This window comes from Brevibacillus composti (assembly GCF_016406105.1).
In the GTDB taxonomy this organism is placed as follows: Bacteria; Bacillota; Bacilli; order Brevibacillales; family Brevibacillaceae; genus Brevibacillus; species Brevibacillus composti.
Genome location: NZ_CP066308.1, coordinates 1,766,065 through 1,782,946, shown reverse-complemented (window position 1 = coordinate 1,782,946; position 16,882 = coordinate 1,766,065). Strand labels below are relative to the sequence as shown.

Sequence of the window (16,882 nt, the reverse complement as noted above, 5' to 3'; positions counted from 1 at the left end):
CAAAGCGCCGCTCCCGGGCCGGTTCGGCAACAGCAGGCTGACAGTCGAATACGGCTCAGTCAAATACGAGACCGTCCAAAATGCCCTCCCGCTTCAGGTACTGCCTCAGCCGGAGATAAGCTGCGTCCGTCCAAAATTCATCCTTTTCCACCAGTTCGGCTGTCTCTTGGCGGGCTACCTCCAATGCCTTGAAATCGCTCATCAAGTCCGCCACCTTAAATTCTGGAAGTCCGCTCTGCTTGGTTCCGAAAAAGTCGCCGGGGCCGCGCAGCTCCAAATCGCGGCGGGACAATTCAAAACCGTCCGTCGTCTCGCACATGACGCGCATCCGCTCTTTGCCGATCTCCGTCTTGGGATCGGCGATCAGCACGCAGTACGACTGCTCGGAGCCGCGGCCCACCCGTCCCCGCAGCTGGTGCAGCTGGGCCAGCCCGAACCGCTCCGCATCGTAGACGACCATGAAAGTGGCATTGGGGACGTTTACCCCGACCTCGACCACGGTGGTCGAAACCAGCACGGCGTATTCGCCGGAGAGAAAGGCCTGCATCACCGCATCCTTTTCCTTGGCCGGCAGCCGTCCGTGCATGAGGCCCACCCCGTATTCCGGAAAGACCTGCATGAGCTGGGCGTGGACGTCGATCGCGTTTTGCACATCGAGCTTTTCCGATTCTTCGATCAGGGGGCAGATCACGTACGCTTGCCTGCCCTTTCGCAGCTCGGTGCGCATATGCTCCAGCACCTGATGAAACTGCTCGTGCTTTTTCCAGGTCGTCTCGATCGGCTTGCGTCCCGCCGGCATCTGGTCAATCGTGGAGACATCCATGTCGCCAAAGGCGGTAATCGCCAGCGTCCGCGGGATCGGCGTAGCGGTCATGAACAGCACATCGGGAGCGAGTCCCTTGCTGCGCAAAATCCGCCGCTGCTCCACGCCGAAGCGATGCTGCTCGTCCGTGATGACCAAACCCAGCCGGGAGAAAAACACATCCTCCTGGATCAGGGCATGCGTCCCGACGACCACATCGGTGAGCCCCATCTGCAGCTCCCCGATCACTTCCCGGCGCCGCTTGGCGGTCAGCGAGCCGGACAAGAGCGACACCTGGATGCCGTGCGGAGCGAGCAATGCCGTCAGCGATTGGACATGCTGCTCGGCCAAAATTTCGGTCGGCACCATCAGGGCCCCCTGGTATCCGGCCTTCACGGCGGCGTACAGCGCGATCGCGGCCACGACCGTTTTCCCCGAGCCGACATCCCCTTGCAGCAGCCGGTTCATCGCATACGGCGCGCGCATATCCGTGAGAATCTCCTTGATCACCCGCTTTTGCGCGTCTGTCAGCGGAAACGGCAGCCCCCGCACAAAGGTCCGCACCTCTTCCATCGGGATCGGCAGGGCGACGCCCTCCGTCTGTTCCCGGGCAATCCGGCGCAGCGCCTGCATTTTGAGCTGGAACAAGAACAACTCCTCAAACATGATCCGCCGGCGAGCCTGGCGTCCCTCCTCGGCGTCGCGCGGGAAATGGATCGCGCGAATCGCCGCCGGCCGGTCCATCAAGCGGTAGCGGCTGACGATCTCGGGCGGCAAAATCTCCGGGATCTGCTCGCCGTACTGGCGCAGCCCCTGCTGGATCGCCTTGCGCAGCAGCGCGTGCGTCATATCGCCGCCCAAGGGGTAGATGGGCGCCAGCTCGCCTCGCTTCTGTGCCCGCTCCGAGTCCACCTCGGTCATCTCGCTGACCGTGATCTGCAGCTTGTGCTTGTCCCATTTGCCGGTGACGAGAATCTCTTTGCCCGGCGTGAGCTTGTTTTTCACAAAGGTCTGATTAAACCAGACGGCCGTGACCACCACTCTGTCCATCACCAGCTTGACGGAGAGGCGCGACTTTCGCTTGCCGTAAAAACGAACAGAGGGTTCGCCGTAGACAGTGCCTGCCAGCGTTACCCTCTCTCCGTCCTTTACTTCTGTCAAGTCGCGCACGCGGTAATCCTCGTACCGGGAGGGGAAATACTCCAGCAGCTTTCCCACACTGTCGATGCCGATGCCGGCAAAAGCTTTTGCCCGCTCCTCGCCTACCCCGTGCAAAAGCGAGACGGGCGCGTCGTACCAATCGCTCATTTTTTCTCCAGAGGCACACCGAAAATTTTGGCTTCGATCTGACGGCCTGTCTGCGTCGCAGCCAAACCTCCCTGTGCCGTCTCTTTGAGCGTCGTGGGCATGGCGCAGCCGATCCGGTACATCGCTTCAATCACTTCGTCTGTCGGCACCACACTCTTGATGCCCGCGAGCGCCATATCGGCAGCTACTGTTGCAATAGCCGCTCCCATGGCATTGCGCTTCACGCAAGGCACTTCGACCAGTCCGGCTACGGGGTCACAGACCAGACCGAGCATGTTTTTCAGCGCGATCGCCACAGCCTGGGCCGACTGCTCCGGCGTGCCTCCCGCCATCTCGACGATCGCGGCGGCCGCCATCGCCGTAGCCGATCCTACTTCCGCCTGGCAGCCGCCGGCGGCGCCGGAGATAAAGGCGTTGTTGGCGATGCAATAGCCGATGGCCCCCGCCGTGAAGAGGTAGTTGACCATCTCTTCGCGCGTCGGCTGCAGCTTGTCAGATACGGCGAAAAGCGTCCCCGGGACGATGCCGCAGGCCCCTGCCGTCGGCGTCGCCACGATTGTCCCCATCGCTGCGTTTACTTCATTGACCGCGACGGACATCGAGACCGCGTTCAGCAGCGTCGGTCCGGACAAAAACGGCTTATTCTGCATGTACTCCTGCAGTTTTTTCGCATCGCCGCCCGTCAGTCCGCTGTGTGAACGGATGTCTTCCGTCAGTCCGCGGCGAACCGCTTTTTCCATCACATCCAAATTGGTGTACATATCCGCTAAAATGGCATCGCGCGTCCGCTGGGAAACCTCCATCTCCGCCTCGATCATCACCTGCGAGATCTTTTTTCCCTGGGACTCAGCCAGTTCGACGAGTTCCGCTACGTTTCGAAACATGTTGACAATTCCCTCCTCTGATCCCGCTCTAGGTTAAAGAAAGCAGCGAGACGTCAAAAATATGCGGTATCCTGCTGATTTCGGCGAGCACCTCGGGCGAGACCACGGAGTCCGTCTCGATCGCCATCAATGCGCGCGAACCGCGCTCGTGCCGCGATACCTCCATCAGGCCGACATTGATGCGATGCTCTTTCAGCACTTTGGCCACTCCGGCGATCATACCGAACCGGTCCTCGTGGAGCACCATCAGCGTCGGCGTATCGAAACCGAGCTGGAAGGCAAATCCGTTGATCTCGATCACTTCGATCTTTCCGCCGCCAATCGAGACGCCCACCACTTCCACCTGCTTCTCGCCGGCGAAAAGGCGGATCCGCGACGTGTTGGGATGGCCGGTCAATTCATCCGAGACGCTAATGTTCACCTCGATCCCCAGGTCCCGCGCGATTTGCGGCGAGTCCTTCAGTCTCAGGTCAAACGTATCGAAGTCGAGAATCCCGGCGACCGTGGCTACATCAGAGCCGTGCCCTTTGTAGGTCTTGGCGAACGAGCCGTAAAAGGTTATATCCGCTCGATCGGGCTGACTGCCGAGCAGCTTGCGGGCCATTCGCCCGATCCGCGCAGCCCCTGCTGTATGCGAGCTTGACGGTCCCACCATGACAGGACCGATGATGTCAAACACACTTTTATATTTCACCCGATTCTCCTCCTGAATTCTTAGAAAACTTGGCTTCTCCAAGCTTTCGGCGAAGTCTTGGTACAGAGTACGTTACCGAAAAGGTTCACTCCCATTGTATCTCACCGCCTCTGAAAGCGCTATAGGTTCCTGACGGGGAAGCCGGGCCTTCACCCACTGCCTCTTCCGCTCATAAGATACAGAACCACATAGTTGGTAGAGATGGTTGATTCATAAAGGAGGGAATCGGATGAACTCCCCGCTACGGCAGCTTGCGGGAAGGGCGGGAAGCCAATTTTCTGGTAGCGACCGGCGTTCCGGGGCTGGAGATCGCGTCGGTCGAGGAGATTGGGCAGGTGTATTACCGGGGAGTGAAGGTGATTGATCGGCTGTCGGGCAGAGCGGGGGAATAATCGCGTCACGCCGCAAAAAAAGAAGGGGCGCCTGATGACCCCTTCTTACTTCTGCCCATGAGCATGCCTGATCCGCTCGCGGGCAAAACTGCCTCTCGTCTTCTCTGCCCCGCGTTATTCTCTTGTCTCCGCGAGCGCTCGATAGGAGGCGGGCCTGCGATCCCGCATGTAATGAGGCATATTCCTCGCCGCGCCGATCTTCTCCAGGTCGAACTCCACCAGATATCCCGATTCCGTCTGATCGCCCAACGCCAGCAGATTGCCGTACGGATCAGCCGCAGCGCTCTCGCCAAAAAAATAGGTGGATTCTTCTGTGCCCGTGCGGTTCGTCGTCGCCACAAAAATTTGGTTTTCCACCGCTCTCGCCTGGATGTATATCCGCTGGGAGTGTTCCAGCGGACTCATATTGGCGGTAGGAGCGAGAATCATGTCTGCCCCGTTTAATGCCAGCAGCCTGGCCGATTCCGGAAATTCCGTGTCGTAACAGATCATGATGCCAATTTTTCCGAGGTCCGTGTCCCAGACCGGCCATGCTTCCCCCGGTGAAAAGTATTTGTACTCCTCATCCCAGAGGTGATGCTTCTGGTAGGTTCCGATTACGGTCCCGTCATGGTTCAGAAAGCAGGCCGAATTATAAGGCTTGCCGTTCGCCTTCTCGACAAATCCAAAAATGACTTTCAGCTTGTACTCGCGCGCCCATCTGCCCATTTGCACAATGCTGGGCCCATTCGCATCCTCGGCCATTTCCGCAGTGCGCCCACGGGTATAATAGCCCGTCAGCGAAAGTTCCGGGAATAAGACGAGATCAGCCTGTTGTTTCGCCGCTTCCTCCATATACCGTCTCATCGTCTGCAAATTTTTCTCCTTATCCAATAAAACAGGCAGCATTTGTGCCAAGTACACTTTTACCACGTGTAATTTCCTCCTTTACATGTTTACATGCTGTTTTGATCGGTTTGGGAAAGCTGCTTTCCCTTTGCCCGCACCGCTTTGATCTGTTCCACCACCTCGCGGATCGAGACAACCGCGATGAATAGCATCCCAATGCTTCCCCATATGAAGATCAGCCAGTTGTAGAAGGTATAAGCAGACAATGACATAGGATACGTCCCCCCTAATAATTGACTTTATGCTCAGGCTGGTAGTCCTTCAGCTTTACGAAATTGTACTTCTCTCTGCTAAACGGCAAGGACAGCAAGATGATGACAAAAGGAACCCCGAGGGAGAGCATATTTCCGACAAACCAATTGAGATCTTGATCCGTGATGGTGAAATAGGCGGTCAAACCGGAGAGCAATCCTCCCAGAATAGAGAGGAAAGCGACTTTCGTGTTCAGCCTGTCAGACCAAAGGCCAATGATCAGAGAAGCCGTAGGTGCAGCAAACAAGATGCCGCTAAATATATCGATTTTCAGAAGGGAGACGCCTTCCAATAGGGAAGCCACCAACCCGATCACGACGCCCGACAGAAACGTTACCTTCCGCCCAAATGATGTCTGCTCTTTCTCCACCGCATTGCGGTTTACGTATTTTTTATAAAAATCGATCGTAAACATGGCCTGTATCCCGGCCAAGCCGTTTCCTCCCGTGGTGAGTCCGGCCATGAAGATCAAGATGACGAAAGCAATGGCTCCATAGCTCCCCAGAAAGTGGCTGAAAATGGTAGGAGCCGCCCCCGATGAAACCGCCAGTTGCTCAGCAGTCAGCTCCAGTGAATACACACCGCCTCCCACCACATTTCCAAAGATAATCGGAATCGGCAGCCAGGCCACGATAGTCCCGATCAGATACGCCCAGAGCAAGCTCCGCGAGCTGGACGCGGAGGCGGCTGTGGAATAATACCCCTGGCTGAGCAGTACTTGTCCCATGGCGACCACGACCGCCGAAAAACCATAGCTCAGTCCAGCCCCGCTGAAAAATGAAAGCGCTTCCGGATTGTAGTTCGGATGTTGGGTGTCGGTGGATGCCTGCAGCAGCCCGTTGTACATATTTTCGAAACCGATTTCCTTGATGAGAAAAGGAACCGTAATAAATACCACGATCATGATGACGAAAAATTGAAAAACGGAATTGTAAATCGACCCGCGCAAACCGGCAACCGCGATATAACCGGAAAATAACATCGCAGAAACAAACGCGACCAGCTTGTAGCTCATGCCAAAAGCGTACTGAAAGGCATAGGCGATGCCGACGGACTGCATGACGCATACGTAGAGCACCAGCGCCACGCCAAACACAAAAAACAGATTCGCCAGCTTGTCGCCAAAGCGTTCCCGGATAAACTCGACGAAGGTTGTCGTATTGGGCATGATCCTGCGCAGGCGCAGCGCAACCGGGATAAAAATGATAAACGGGATAATGGCCCCCCACCCGTAGTTAAAGCCGCCGCTCACGCCATACCAGACGCCTGCCTCGGAAGCTCCCATGATTGTCCCGGTCCACACCCAGGCAGTAAAAACACTGGCCGAGATGATTCCAAAAGGGACTCGCCGCCCGGCAGCCAACAGCTCATCGACATTTTCAATCGGAAACCTTCTGTTGATAAATGCGGCAATGATCATTAAAACAGCGGCAAACGTGAAGAAGATGACATACCCCATCGCAAAGTTTGACATCAAATCCCCCCTAGATGCTTTTCCCCTTATTCATGCAAGGAACGTACCAGTGCGGAAAATCGGTTCATTTGCATGAAATCGCGTGCCATTTTGGTTTTTAATATTTGTAATAATGAAAAAATTCATTATAATCTATACTAACATGCCAAATGCCCGTTTGCTCCCATCCGCGATGAAAAAAATCATTATGATGAAAAATTTCATCCTCCAAGGAGGTGGTCCTTATCTTCCCCTTGCCTCGTATTCATCGCAACTGGATCGTCACCCGCACCAAAGACAAGCTGAGCATCCCATTCAGCGAAGCCCAGCTTCACGATCTGTCACGCTCATTGTCCAAAGCGGCGATTCTCCATATGAAGCAATCCATCGCCGAGCATGCGGATGACTTGGAACCTGGGCAAGCATGCGAGCTCGTATTCTCGCTGCATCGCATTTTCATCTGGAGAGAGCAAGAACAGTTCCTGATCGCGATTCGCCCGATCCTCGACGATTCCTGTGAGGAGCAGCTCGCTCATTCATCCGACACCCCTTCTTTTATCGCTGAGTCAGACGCGATGAAGCGGATCATGGGCATTATTCAAAAAGTTTCTTACGTGGATTCGACCGTCCTGCTCCTGGGTCATTCTGGCGTAGGAAAAGGGGCCATTGCCCGATTAATCCACCAATCCAGCAAGCGGGCATCGGAGACCTTTTTGTCGATCAACTGCGGCGCCATCCCCGAGTCACTGATGGAAGCCGAACTGTTTGGCTATGAGGCAGGCAGTTTTACCGGGGGACATAAAAACGGCAAAAAAGGATTGTTCGAGGCCGCCCACAACGGGACCATTTTCCTCGATGAGATTGGGGAGCTCTCCTATGCCCTGCAGGTGAAACTGCTCGAGGTCCTTCAAGAAAAACAGATCAGACGGGTGGGCGGTACGGAAAACATTCCCGTACATGTCCGCATTATCGCTGCCACCAATCAAGACTTGGCTCAGCTTGTCGCCAACAAGAAATTTCGCGAAGATCTGTATTATCGGCTCCACGTGGTTCCCATCGAAATCCCGCCTTTGCGAGAACGGAGGGACGATATTTTGCCTTTGCTCCGGTTCTTTCTGCAAAAGTACACGACGATGTACCAAAAAGAGAAGAGGCTGCTCCCCGAAACCGCAGAACTGCTAATCCGATATGAATGGCCCGGCAATGTGAGAGAACTGGAGAATTTGATCGAGAGATTGGTTATCACGACAGAAGGGCATGACATACGGATCGATGACCTCCCCTCTGCGATCCGCCAGATAACGGCTCCTGCCCGTCCGGTGAATAGCGCGCATAAACAGCTCTCGCTTAAAGAGGCGAAAAAGCGCTTGGAAAAAGAGATGATCCTCGAGGCCTACAGGCAGTACAAGAGCTCCTACAAAGCGGCCGAAGTCCTCGGCGTTGATCAATCGACGATCGCCAAAAAGTTAAAAGAATATCGAGCAAACGGTTGGTGAGGCATATGACAGTATTCACGATCGCACTCGCTCAGCTGCGAGTCATCCCAAAAGACAGAAAAGCCAATTTGCAGCGTATATTGGCTACCATGGAAGACGCGAAGAGACGAGGCGCGGACTTCGTGCTCTTTCCCGAAATGGCCCTGACCGGTTTTTATATCGCGGATTCGATTGAGAAGTTGGCAGAACCGCTCTCGGGATTGCATATCGGCTCCATTCGCGAGCAGGCCAAACGGCTTCAGATCCACGTCTTTTTGGGTGTCGCCGAAAAATACGAAGACGGCTATTACAACACTGCTGTTTACATTGACAAAGAAGGAGAAATCAAGGGAGTCTCCCGGAAAGTTCACCTCTATGATCAAGAAAAGGAATACCTGCGCCATGGATCGGAATGCCCTGTTTTCCATACGGAGTACGGAACATTTGGCTTGCTGATTTCGTATGACATGGAATTTCCGGAAATCCCCCGTATTCTCGCTTCCCAAGGGGCAGAGGTCATCTTCGTTCTCGCTTCCAATATGGTTCCGTTCCAACATTACCAGCATGTTCTGCTCAGGGCCCGCGCGATGGAGAATCATCTCTTTGCCGCCCTCGTCAACAAAGTCGGACTGGAGAAAGACATCCTCTTTTTTGGCGAGAGCGAGGTCATCGGGCCGGACGGGCGCTGTTATTACCTGGCGGGCCATGACGAAGAACTAGGCATCGTGACGCTTGATCTGTCGGAGATTTCGCGTATCAAGAAAGAGTATCCGTTTCATTACCTGGAGGGCAGACAAAAGGATGTGTACAAGGCGAATCGGTTGGTCTAGCAAAATGGCGAAAAAAACCTCCCCGCACCCAGCGAGGAGGTTTTCCTGTCGATCCCTAGTCTTTGATCATCACAAATCCGAGCAAGCCCGGTCCCACATGCGTCCCGATCACCGGACCGATCTCCAGCAGATAAGAATCCGTCACCTGGAACTCCGCTTTGATCGCGGCCAGATGCTCTGCCGCTTGGTCGGGAACTGCGCTGTGCAGCATCGCTACTTTTACCGGTTGGCCGGATGCGTACTCCCGCAGCGCTTCCATCACGCGGGCGATCGCTTTTTTGGTGCCGCGCACTTTGTCGAAAGCGGAGACATAACCCGCCGGGTCCAGGGTGAGAATCGGCTTGATATTGAGCAAAGAACCGATGAGAGCTGACGCTTTGCCGATTCGTCCCCCTTTTTGCAAAAACTCGAGCGTGTCGACGATAAAATAGACTTGCACACTATCTAAAAAATGGTCGATCCGATCGAGAATCTGCTGCTTGCTTTTCCCCTCGCGCGCGGCCTGCGCCGCTTCGACACAGAGCATGCCAAAGACAAAAGAAGCCTTGCGCGTGTCGATCACGGTAATGTCCAGCTCTTCTTCCATCATCGATTTTGCGATCACGGCCGACTGATACGTGCCGGAGAGGGCTGCGGACAGCGTCAGGACGATGATCTGCACGTCTCTGCCGTGCTTCTCCACGATCCCTTTGTACGCTTCCGCGAAATCAATCGGGGACGGTTGTGACGTGGTAGGCAGTACGTCCGTCTGCTTCAGCTTTTCAAAAAACATGGTAGAGGTGATCGTGACGCCGTCCGTATAGGTCTCGTCACCAAACATCACCTTCAGCGGGACAGAGACGATCCCGAGCGATTCGCGCAGCTCGGAATCGATGTCTGATGCGCTGTCGGTTACGATTACAATGGACATCAACACAACTCCCTTCACAGATATGCGCCGGTCATGCGTCCCGAGAAGACGCGACTGGCCGTCTATTCCACGGCAAAGAGATAGGGATAGAGCGGCTGACCGCCGTGATGGATTTCTACATCTACATCCGCAAAGGACTCGTTGAGGAATTCGCCCAGCTCTTCAGCCTGCGCTTCGTCCGCGCCTTCGCCGATAAAAATCGTGACGATGCCCGTCTCTTCATCAACCAGCTGAGATAGGAGCTCTTTTGCGATCTTCATCAGGTCGTCGCCTGCGGAGACAATCTCTTTTTCGGCGATCCCGATGAAATTCCCTTCTTTGATCTCCACATCGCCCATCCGCGTATCGCGAACGGCGTGGGTCACCATCCCTGTCTTGACTTGTCCGATGGCGGAAGTCATGCCCTCCCGGTTCTCGTCCAGAGAGGCGCCCGCATTGAACGCCACCAGCGCCGCCATGCCCTGCGGGATGCTTTTGGAAGGGACTACCGTCACCGATTTTTCTGCCAGCTCGGCCGCCTGGTTGGCCGCCATCACGATATTGCTGTTGTTCGGCAGAATGATGATGTGCTCCGCATTCAGCCCGGAGATGGCCGAGAGGAAATCCTCCGTGCTCGGATTCATGGTCTGTCCGCCCTCGACGACGACGTGAACCCCCATGCTGCGGAAAATGTCCGCAAGGCCGGGACCGGCTGCGACCGCAATCAGCCCGTAAGGCAGCGCCGCCTCCGCCTTCTTCTCTTTTTGCTCTTCCTGGCGCAGGATGTTGGCATGCTGCTCGCGCATGTTCTCGATCTTGATGCGGTGCAGACTGCCGAATTGCTGAGCATACTGGAGCACATTGCCGGGTTGCTCCGCATGGATATGTACCTTTACCATCTCGTCATCGGAAATGACCAAAAGGGAATCGCCCATCTGGTCCAGCTGGTTGCGAAACACCATTTCCGAAAACGGCTTTTTATTTGCTTCGGTGCTGTGCTTCAGGTGAACCATAAACTCCGTACAGTAGCCGAATTGGATGTCTTCGGTCTTCATGTGGAGCTGCGCGTGCTGCTCGTGCACCCACTCATCCATGTCGGCAGAAGACAGGGCCGCATTTGTATGCGCTTCCCGAATTTGGTCTGCCGTCTCGCCGCGCAGCGCCCGGATAAATCCTTCGTAGACGAAGAGCAGACCTTGTCCGCCGGAATCGACGACCCCCACCTCTTTCAAGACCGGGAGCATCTCCGGCGTCCGAAGCAGCGTCGCCTGTGCCTGCTCATAGGTTTTCTCCATCACGAGCTGGATATCGTCCGTAGCGCGGGCGGCCCGCACTGCCATGTCAGCCGCTTCTCTGGCAACCGTGAGGATCGTGCCCTCGACCGGCTTCATCACGGCCTGGTAGGCGGAATCGACCCCGGCTTTCAACGCCTCGGCAAACTGGCGGGCATTGATCTCGTCTTTGCCGTTCACGGCTTTGCTGAAACCGCGGAACAACTGGGAGAGAATGACCCCGGAATTCCCCCGCGCCCCCATCAAGAGCCCCTTGGCAAGAGCGGCGGAAGATTCTCCGATCTTCGGAGATTCTCTCCGCGCCAGCTCTTCGGCTCCCGATGTGAGGGTCAAATTCATATTGGTTCCTGTATCGCCGTCCGGTACGGGAAAGACATTAAGCCCGTCCACCAGCTTTGCGTTTTTGGACAGAAGTCCTGCCCCCATATAAACCATCTGGCTAAACAGCAGGCCATCAAGACGCTTATGTACCACTGATGTTCCTCCTTACGAATCCCTGTCTGTGCGAACTCCTTGCACAAAAATATTGACAGCCGCCACGTCGATGCCTACCATTTGCTCCAGCGTGTAGCGGACGCGCCTCTGTACATTGCCGGCTACCTCCGAGATTTTCACGCCGTAGCTGACAATAATATGCATATCGAGAGTGACCTCGCCGTTTTGGGTGTGGACCACGACTCCCTTGCTGAGATTGTCTCTCCCCAGCATTTCCGCGAGTCCATCCTTCAACGCTTTGCGCGATGCCATGCCGACCAGGCCGAACACTTCGATGGCTGCGCCTCCAGCAATCCGTGCAATCACATCTTCTGTCACGTCAATTTTACCGAGAGGGGTGCTCATTTCCACTGTCATGCAAGGACTCCTCCTTTTTCAAGCGGCAAAGCCGCATTTTTCTACCTGTAACCGTACCATTCAGCATGTACGTCATTGCTGCTATCCATACCGCATAGATTTGCTTCGACGCGCCCGGCCCGCGGGCAGGGGGTGCGATGAACGACTACTGCTTGTGAAAAAGGAGGGCTTACTCGCCAAAATAGCGGCCTCCTGCGCATTTCCATGCTTCTCCCAATTTTACACCATGAATAGGTAGAAATGAAGCGTTTTGTCGAATCGTCTCCAAAAGAGAGAATCTCCCTCATTTCCTCTTGTCAAGTATTGCAATTGACAGGGTCGTATGCTACTATAGTCAAGTATTTGTAATTACAAGAATCAATGAATTCCCGCTTATATGCTTCTGAGGGAGGTGGAATGTAATGGCACGTCGCTGCTTTGTAACTGGCCGTTCTGGCAAAACTGGAAACGCTCGCTCCCACTCCATGCGCGCAAACCGCCGCAAATGGGGTGTTAACGTACAAAAAGTGCGCATTCTCGTAGATGGTAAACCAAAGCGTGTGTATGTAAGCACTCGAGCGCTGAAATCCGGTCTGGTAACGCGCGTATAGTCGCGCAACCTTACAATTTCAAGCCATGTAAAAAAAGCACCCACGAGGTGCTTTTTTGCTTTTCCTGCTGCTTCCCCTGCTGCAACTGAAGGAGATCGCTGCCTTCATTTTTTCTTATTGAATGCCTCGATGACAGCGCGAATCATGCCACCTATAAACTTCGGCAACTTGATGGTGTAGAACCGCATGACGTACCCCTCCTTACCGAAATTACTTCATGTGATACAAGTGCCAGCCAGCCCCCATGAGTCCAAATCCAAGCAGGCTATACCAAACCCACGGAGGTGCCGTGTACAGGATAATGGTGATTCCTCCGACAGCCAATGCCACCCCGAGAACACGTCGCAAGGCGCCCCCCTGTCGCAGGCGGAAGGAGCGCAATCCCATCTCATGCCGCACCTCCTTTAGGCGTTCTTTTAAACGTGCATATTACATCTTATTCCGCAATGGGATAAACATGTGTCTCACCTTGTCGAATCAAAAAAAATTCAGGCAACATTTCGCTGCCTGAATACTTTATGTGGCGCCATTCGCCAATATGTCTGTTGGTTCCGCAATCTTTTTGCTACGCCAGGCGGTTGCGCACCGGGAAGAGAAGCTGCGGCGCGCTGGTCATGACGACCGTCAGCACGATTCCGGTAATCACCATCTCCGGCAAAAGGTACGTGATGTTGTAGACAAATGAATGCCATGCGACGGGCACGCCCTCCGGCGCGTATTCTCCGAACCAGACGATTCCGGAGATAAAATGGCAAGCCAGGCGTCCGATTACACCGACGAACAAAACGCTCCACAGCGCCATGACCTTGGTCATCCGCTCCTCCATCGTCGAGAGGCGGATCAGGCCGGCCAATCCCAGGGCTCCAAAGGCAAGCGGGTAGTCGAGCAAGAGCTGGATCGGATGGACGACATAGCTGCCGAGAAAGGTTTGCAGCACGCCAACCAACAGACCGCAAATCACACCGGGCAGCAAGCCGCGGCGAACTGCCAGGAGAGCGATTGGCACCATGACGAGTGACACGGAGCCTCCCTGAGGCATTTGAAACACTTTCATTTCACTGAAAACGACCGCAAGCGCCGTCATCATCGCCACTTCCAGTAAAATGAGCAAACGTTGCCGAGACACGGTAAATCCACTCCCTTTTTTCTGATCATCCTGATGAGTCTAACATTTGTCAATGATTCCTTGACTGTAACCGATTCTAGCCCAAGCAAGGCCTTCTGTCAAAAGAAAACGCCCCGTCATCCCATTGGGGGCGGGGCGTTGGCATTGCATTTCTGGCTTACAGCATCTTTTCCAGAAACTGTTTGGCGCGTGAGCTCTGCGGATTGGTGAAGAACTGGCTTGGCGGCGCATCTTCCACCAGCCGTCCCCCATCCAAAAAGCAGATGCGGTCAGCCACTTCACGAGCAAAATTCATCTCATGCGTGACGATGGCCATGGTCATCCCGGTATGGGCGAGACCCTTCATGACATCCAGGACCTCTTTGACCATCTCCGGGTCCAGAGCCGAGGTCGGCTCGTCAAACAGCATGATCTCCGGCTCCATCGCGAGAGAGCGGGCGATCGCCACCCGCTGTTTCTGCCCGCCGGAGAGCCTCGACGGGAAGACATCCGCTTTGTCGGACAGGCCGACGCGGGCCAGCAATTCTTTTGCCTTGGCTTCCGCCGCCGCTTTGGACAGTCCCTTCACCTTTACCGGGGCATACGTCAGGTTGTCCAGTACGCTCATATGCGGGAACAGGTGAAAATGCTGGAACACCATGCCGATTTTCTGGCGGATCGCCATCACATCGGCTTTGGGATCGGTGATGTCGCGGCCGTCAATGAAAATTTTCCCCTTCGTCGGCACCTCCAACAGGTTGAGGCAGCGCAAAAAAGTCGATTTTCCCGAACCGGAAGGACCGATAATCGCGACGACGTCTCCGCGCCCGATCTCTGTGGAAATGTCATGCAGAACGTCGAGCGAGCCGAACGATTTGCTTACATTTTGGACTTTAATCACTTCGTCTCAACCTCCGTTCGAGCACACGAGCTACCCATGTGAGCAGCATCACCATGACGTAGTAGCAGAATCCAGCCAGGAGATACGGTTCAAAGTAGCGGTAGATCGTTCCTTTGACGATATTGGCGTTTTGCATGAGATCCGCCAGGCCGATCGTAGAGACGAGCGCTGATTCCTTGAGGAGCGCGATCGTCTCGTTGACCAGGGCGGGCAAAATGTTTTTTACGGCTTGCGGCAAGATGATGTCGGTCATCATCCGGCGGTAAGGGACGCCCAAAGCCTTGGCCGCTTCCCACTGTCCTTTGTCAACGGCGAGAATCCCGCCGCGAATGGTCTCGGAGATATAGGCGCCCGAGTTGAGCGTAAACGTGAGGATGGCCGCCTCGAACTGCGAAATGTTATAGCCCGTCAACTGCGGGGTGGCAAAGTAGACGAACGTCAACTGCAGAATCAGCGGCGTCCCCCGAAAAATCGAGGTGTAGCCGACTGCCAATGCTTTCAATATGCGGATATTGGATATTTTGATGAGAGCTAAAACAGAGCCCCATAAAAACCCGAGCACGACCGAGAAAAATGTTACCTGTAATGTGACCTTTATCCCCTTCAGAATAAAAGGGATATAGGGCACAATTTGTGCAAAATCCAAATTCATGCCCTGTTCGACTCCCATCTGTATAAATGTCTGCTAGAGAAGCGTTTCTTCCCTCACGTGGATTTATTCAAACCACTTCTTGATCAGTTTTTCCATTTCTCCATTTTCTTGCATCTGTTTGATCACTTTGTTGAAGTCTTCCACATACGGGGAGCCTTTCGGGAAAGCAATCGCCGTATTCAGCTTGGAATCCCCTTCGAAGGTCGTGAATTGCAGCTCAGGATTGGCCTCGATAAAGCCTTTGGCTACCGTGTTTTCCAGGATGGCGGCATCGACGCGTCCGGTTTTTACCTCTTCGACAATTTCGCCAGTTTTGTTCAGAGAGATGATTTCCATGCCTTGCAAGGTTTTTTGCAGTTCTTTTGCAGCGCCTTCCTGAATCGAACCGGTTTGTACGGTTACTTTTTTACCCGCGAGCTGCTCCGGCTTGGTCAGGCCGCTGTCCTTTTTGGACACGATACTGTTTTTGGAATCGTAGTAGACGATCGAAAAGTCTACGTTTTTCTCACGCTCGGGAGTAGGCGTCATTCCCGCCATGACGAAGTCGGCGCGTTTGGCTTGGAGGGCAGGCACGAGACCGTCGAAGTTCATGTCGACGATTTCCACTTCAAAGCCGAGCTCTTTCCCGATATACTTCGCGATATCGACGTCAAATCCGACGATCTCATCCTTGCCGCTGGACAAATCGTGGAACTCATACGGCTTGAAGTCAGCCGATGTGGCCATGACCAGCTTCTTTTGCTCTCCGGCTTGTCCCGCAGGTTCTTGACCCGCTGGCTGTTGTCCGGCACCTTGTGGATTGCCCGTGCCACAGCCGGCCAAGACAGCGACGGCCAATAGTGAAGACATTGCTACAGAAAACAGTGATGATTTTTTCATGATTACTTCCCCCTTATACATCTGGTTCTCGTTTGTGGTTGATCATCTACAGGAAATCCTAGTCTGTGTACGACTAAGCAAAAATACTCTTCCCGACAAGTTATATTTATACAACAACTTGCGTATTTTAATCAATATGAAAATGATTTCAGCAAATATTGAAAAAATTATGCATTTTCCAACCGGGAACCCATTCCATTTTCCCGATTGTTCAACGGTTCCCAATCTTGTTATTTTTTTCTAACAGGCATATAATGGGAGAAAAAATGGGAGTGTGTCGCAACATGGAAACTGCGAAACCAGCCTTGAGCAATCCTGTCGGTTTTTGGCGCCGCCTGGGGGGAAGTTTGCTCGACGGCCTCATCATCGGTGTGCCGCTCGTTTTGATCAGCTGGCTCATTACCGGAAGTCTCGAAGACAATTTCGTCGCCAATATGCTGTCTACTCTGTATTACGTGTTAGTGCCTGTCTTCTGGGCGGGTTATACGGTCGGAAAGAAAATTGTGGGGATTCGCATCGTCAAAGTGGATGGCAGCCAGGTAGGGATTGGAACCATGCTGCTACGCACGATCGTGGGCATGGGCCTCGTATACGGGCTCACCTTTGGAATCGGGGCGATCGTCAGCGCGATCATGGTGGGCGTGCGGGAAGACAAACGCTCGATTCACGATTTGATTGCAGGCACTTATGTAACCTCGGATACGCCTTAATCATATGGATAGAGACAGAAAAAGACCGGTGCAA

At 54.2% G+C, this 16,882-nt stretch carries 19 protein-coding genes; 5 read left to right on the top strand and 14 right to left on the bottom strand.

Annotated features, from left to right (window positions below; genetic code table 11):
- Positions 1-55 precede the first annotated feature (55 nt).
- Genes recG through sdaAB form a run of 3 tightly spaced genes read right to left on the bottom strand, consistent with a single transcriptional unit; the run spans position 56 to position 3,688 of the window.
- Positions 56-2,110 (bottom strand): ATP-dependent DNA helicase RecG, encoded by a 2,055-nt coding sequence (gene recG / locus JD108_RS09255; protein ID WP_198829537.1) that lies wholly within the window; start codon positions 2,108-2,110, stop codon positions 56-58.
- Positions 2,107-2,994, bottom strand: coding sequence for an L-serine ammonia-lyase, iron-sulfur-dependent, subunit alpha (gene sdaAA, locus JD108_RS09250; protein ID WP_198829536.1), 888 nt, complete (start codon positions 2,992-2,994; stop codon positions 2,107-2,109). The genes recG and sdaAA overlap by 4 nt, the downstream gene beginning before the upstream one ends.
- 28 nt (positions 2,995-3,022) lie before the next feature.
- Positions 3,023-3,688 carry an L-serine ammonia-lyase, iron-sulfur-dependent subunit beta gene (gene sdaAB / locus JD108_RS09245; RefSeq protein WP_198829535.1) on the bottom strand — a complete coding sequence of 222 codons (666 nt, stop codon included), beginning with the start codon at positions 3,686-3,688 and terminating at the stop codon, positions 3,023-3,025.
- Between the two features lie 251 nt (positions 3,689-3,939).
- Between sdaAB and JD108_RS09240 the strand changes: the two genes are divergently transcribed.
- Positions 3,940-4,080 carry a hypothetical protein gene (locus JD108_RS09240; RefSeq protein ID WP_198829534.1) on the top strand — a complete coding sequence of 47 codons (141 nt, stop codon included), beginning with the start codon at positions 3,940-3,942 and terminating at the stop codon, positions 4,078-4,080.
- Positions 4,081-4,194: 114 nt separating this feature from the next.
- Here JD108_RS09240 and JD108_RS09235 read toward each other — a convergent pair whose 3' ends face one another.
- Genes JD108_RS09235 through JD108_RS09225 form a run of 3 tightly spaced genes read right to left on the bottom strand, consistent with a single transcriptional unit; the run spans position 4,195 to position 6,694 of the window.
- A complete protein-coding gene (locus JD108_RS09235) occupies positions 4,195-4,992 on the bottom strand; it encodes a carbon-nitrogen hydrolase family protein (RefSeq protein WP_198829533.1) in 798 nt (265 codons plus the stop codon).
- A gap of 23 nt (positions 4,993-5,015) precedes the next feature.
- Complete coding sequence (locus JD108_RS09230; protein ID WP_198829532.1) at positions 5,016-5,180, bottom strand: hypothetical protein; 165 nt, start codon at positions 5,178-5,180, stop codon at positions 5,016-5,018.
- A 14-nt stretch (positions 5,181-5,194) separates the two neighbouring features.
- On the bottom strand, positions 5,195-6,694 hold the full coding sequence (locus JD108_RS09225) for a sodium:solute symporter family transporter (protein WP_198829531.1): 1,500 nt from the start codon (positions 6,692-6,694) through the stop codon (positions 5,195-5,197).
- Positions 6,695-6,927: 233 nt separating this feature from the next.
- On the opposite strand from JD108_RS09225, the gene JD108_RS09220 reads away from it, so the two are divergent.
- Both JD108_RS09220 and JD108_RS09215 read left to right on the top strand, forming a co-directional pair.
- Positions 6,928-8,169 (top strand): sigma-54 interaction domain-containing protein, encoded by a 1,242-nt coding sequence (locus tag JD108_RS09220; RefSeq protein ID WP_198829530.1) that lies wholly within the window; start codon positions 6,928-6,930, stop codon positions 8,167-8,169.
- 5 nt (positions 8,170-8,174) lie between these two features.
- A complete protein-coding gene (locus JD108_RS09215; protein ID WP_198829529.1) occupies positions 8,175-8,978 on the top strand; it encodes a carbon-nitrogen hydrolase family protein in 804 nt (267 codons plus the stop codon).
- 55 nt (positions 8,979-9,033) lie between these two features.
- On the opposite strand, the gene JD108_RS09210 is transcribed toward JD108_RS09215, so the two are convergent.
- From JD108_RS09210 to JD108_RS09200, 3 genes are all read right to left on the bottom strand, one after another.
- Positions 9,034-9,888 carry a DegV family protein gene (locus JD108_RS09210; RefSeq protein ID WP_198829528.1) on the bottom strand — a complete coding sequence of 285 codons (855 nt, stop codon included), beginning with the start codon at positions 9,886-9,888 and terminating at the stop codon, positions 9,034-9,036.
- A gap of 62 nt (positions 9,889-9,950) precedes the next feature.
- Complete coding sequence (locus JD108_RS09205; protein ID WP_198829527.1) at positions 9,951-11,633, bottom strand: DAK2 domain-containing protein; 1,683 nt, start codon at positions 11,631-11,633, stop codon at positions 9,951-9,953.
- Positions 11,634-11,645: 12 nt separating this feature from the next.
- Positions 11,646-12,011, bottom strand: coding sequence for an Asp23/Gls24 family envelope stress response protein (locus JD108_RS09200; RefSeq protein ID WP_198829526.1), 366 nt, complete (start codon positions 12,009-12,011; stop codon positions 11,646-11,648).
- Between the two features lie 401 nt (positions 12,012-12,412).
- Between JD108_RS09200 and rpmB the strand changes: the two genes are divergently transcribed.
- Positions 12,413-12,601, top strand: a complete 189-nt coding sequence (gene rpmB / locus JD108_RS09195; RefSeq protein WP_003386124.1) for a 50S ribosomal protein L28 — start codon at positions 12,413-12,415, stop codon at positions 12,599-12,601.
- A gap of 104 nt (positions 12,602-12,705) precedes the next feature.
- On the opposite strand, the gene spoVM is transcribed toward rpmB, so the two are convergent.
- The 5 genes from spoVM to JD108_RS09170 form a co-directional block, all read right to left on the bottom strand.
- On the bottom strand, positions 12,706-12,789 hold the full coding sequence (spoVM, locus tag JD108_RS09190; protein ID WP_003386125.1) for a stage V sporulation protein SpoVM: 84 nt from the start codon (positions 12,787-12,789) through the stop codon (positions 12,706-12,708).
- A 377-nt stretch (positions 12,790-13,166) separates the two neighbouring features.
- Positions 13,167-13,727, bottom strand: coding sequence for an energy-coupled thiamine transporter ThiT (thiT, locus tag JD108_RS09185; RefSeq protein WP_198829525.1), 561 nt, complete (start codon positions 13,725-13,727; stop codon positions 13,167-13,169).
- A gap of 157 nt (positions 13,728-13,884) precedes the next feature.
- The gene (locus JD108_RS09180) at positions 13,885-14,607 is read right to left on the bottom strand and encodes an amino acid ABC transporter ATP-binding protein (RefSeq protein ID WP_198829524.1); all 723 of its coding nucleotides are present in this window, start codon (positions 14,605-14,607) and stop codon (positions 13,885-13,887) included.
- Positions 14,600-15,259, bottom strand: a complete 660-nt coding sequence (locus tag JD108_RS09175; protein ID WP_198829523.1) for an amino acid ABC transporter permease — start codon at positions 15,257-15,259, stop codon at positions 14,600-14,602. The genes JD108_RS09180 and JD108_RS09175 overlap by 8 nt, the downstream gene beginning before the upstream one ends.
- A gap of 63 nt (positions 15,260-15,322) precedes the next feature.
- Entirely contained in the window at positions 15,323-16,138 is an 816-nt protein-coding gene (locus JD108_RS09170; protein ID WP_198829522.1) for a transporter substrate-binding domain-containing protein, read from the bottom strand.
- A gap of 284 nt (positions 16,139-16,422) precedes the next feature.
- Here JD108_RS09170 and JD108_RS09165 point away from each other — a divergent pair, with 284 nt between their 5' ends.
- Complete coding sequence (locus tag JD108_RS09165; protein ID WP_198829521.1) at positions 16,423-16,848, top strand: RDD family protein; 426 nt, start codon at positions 16,423-16,425, stop codon at positions 16,846-16,848.
- Positions 16,849-16,882 lie beyond the last annotated feature (34 nt).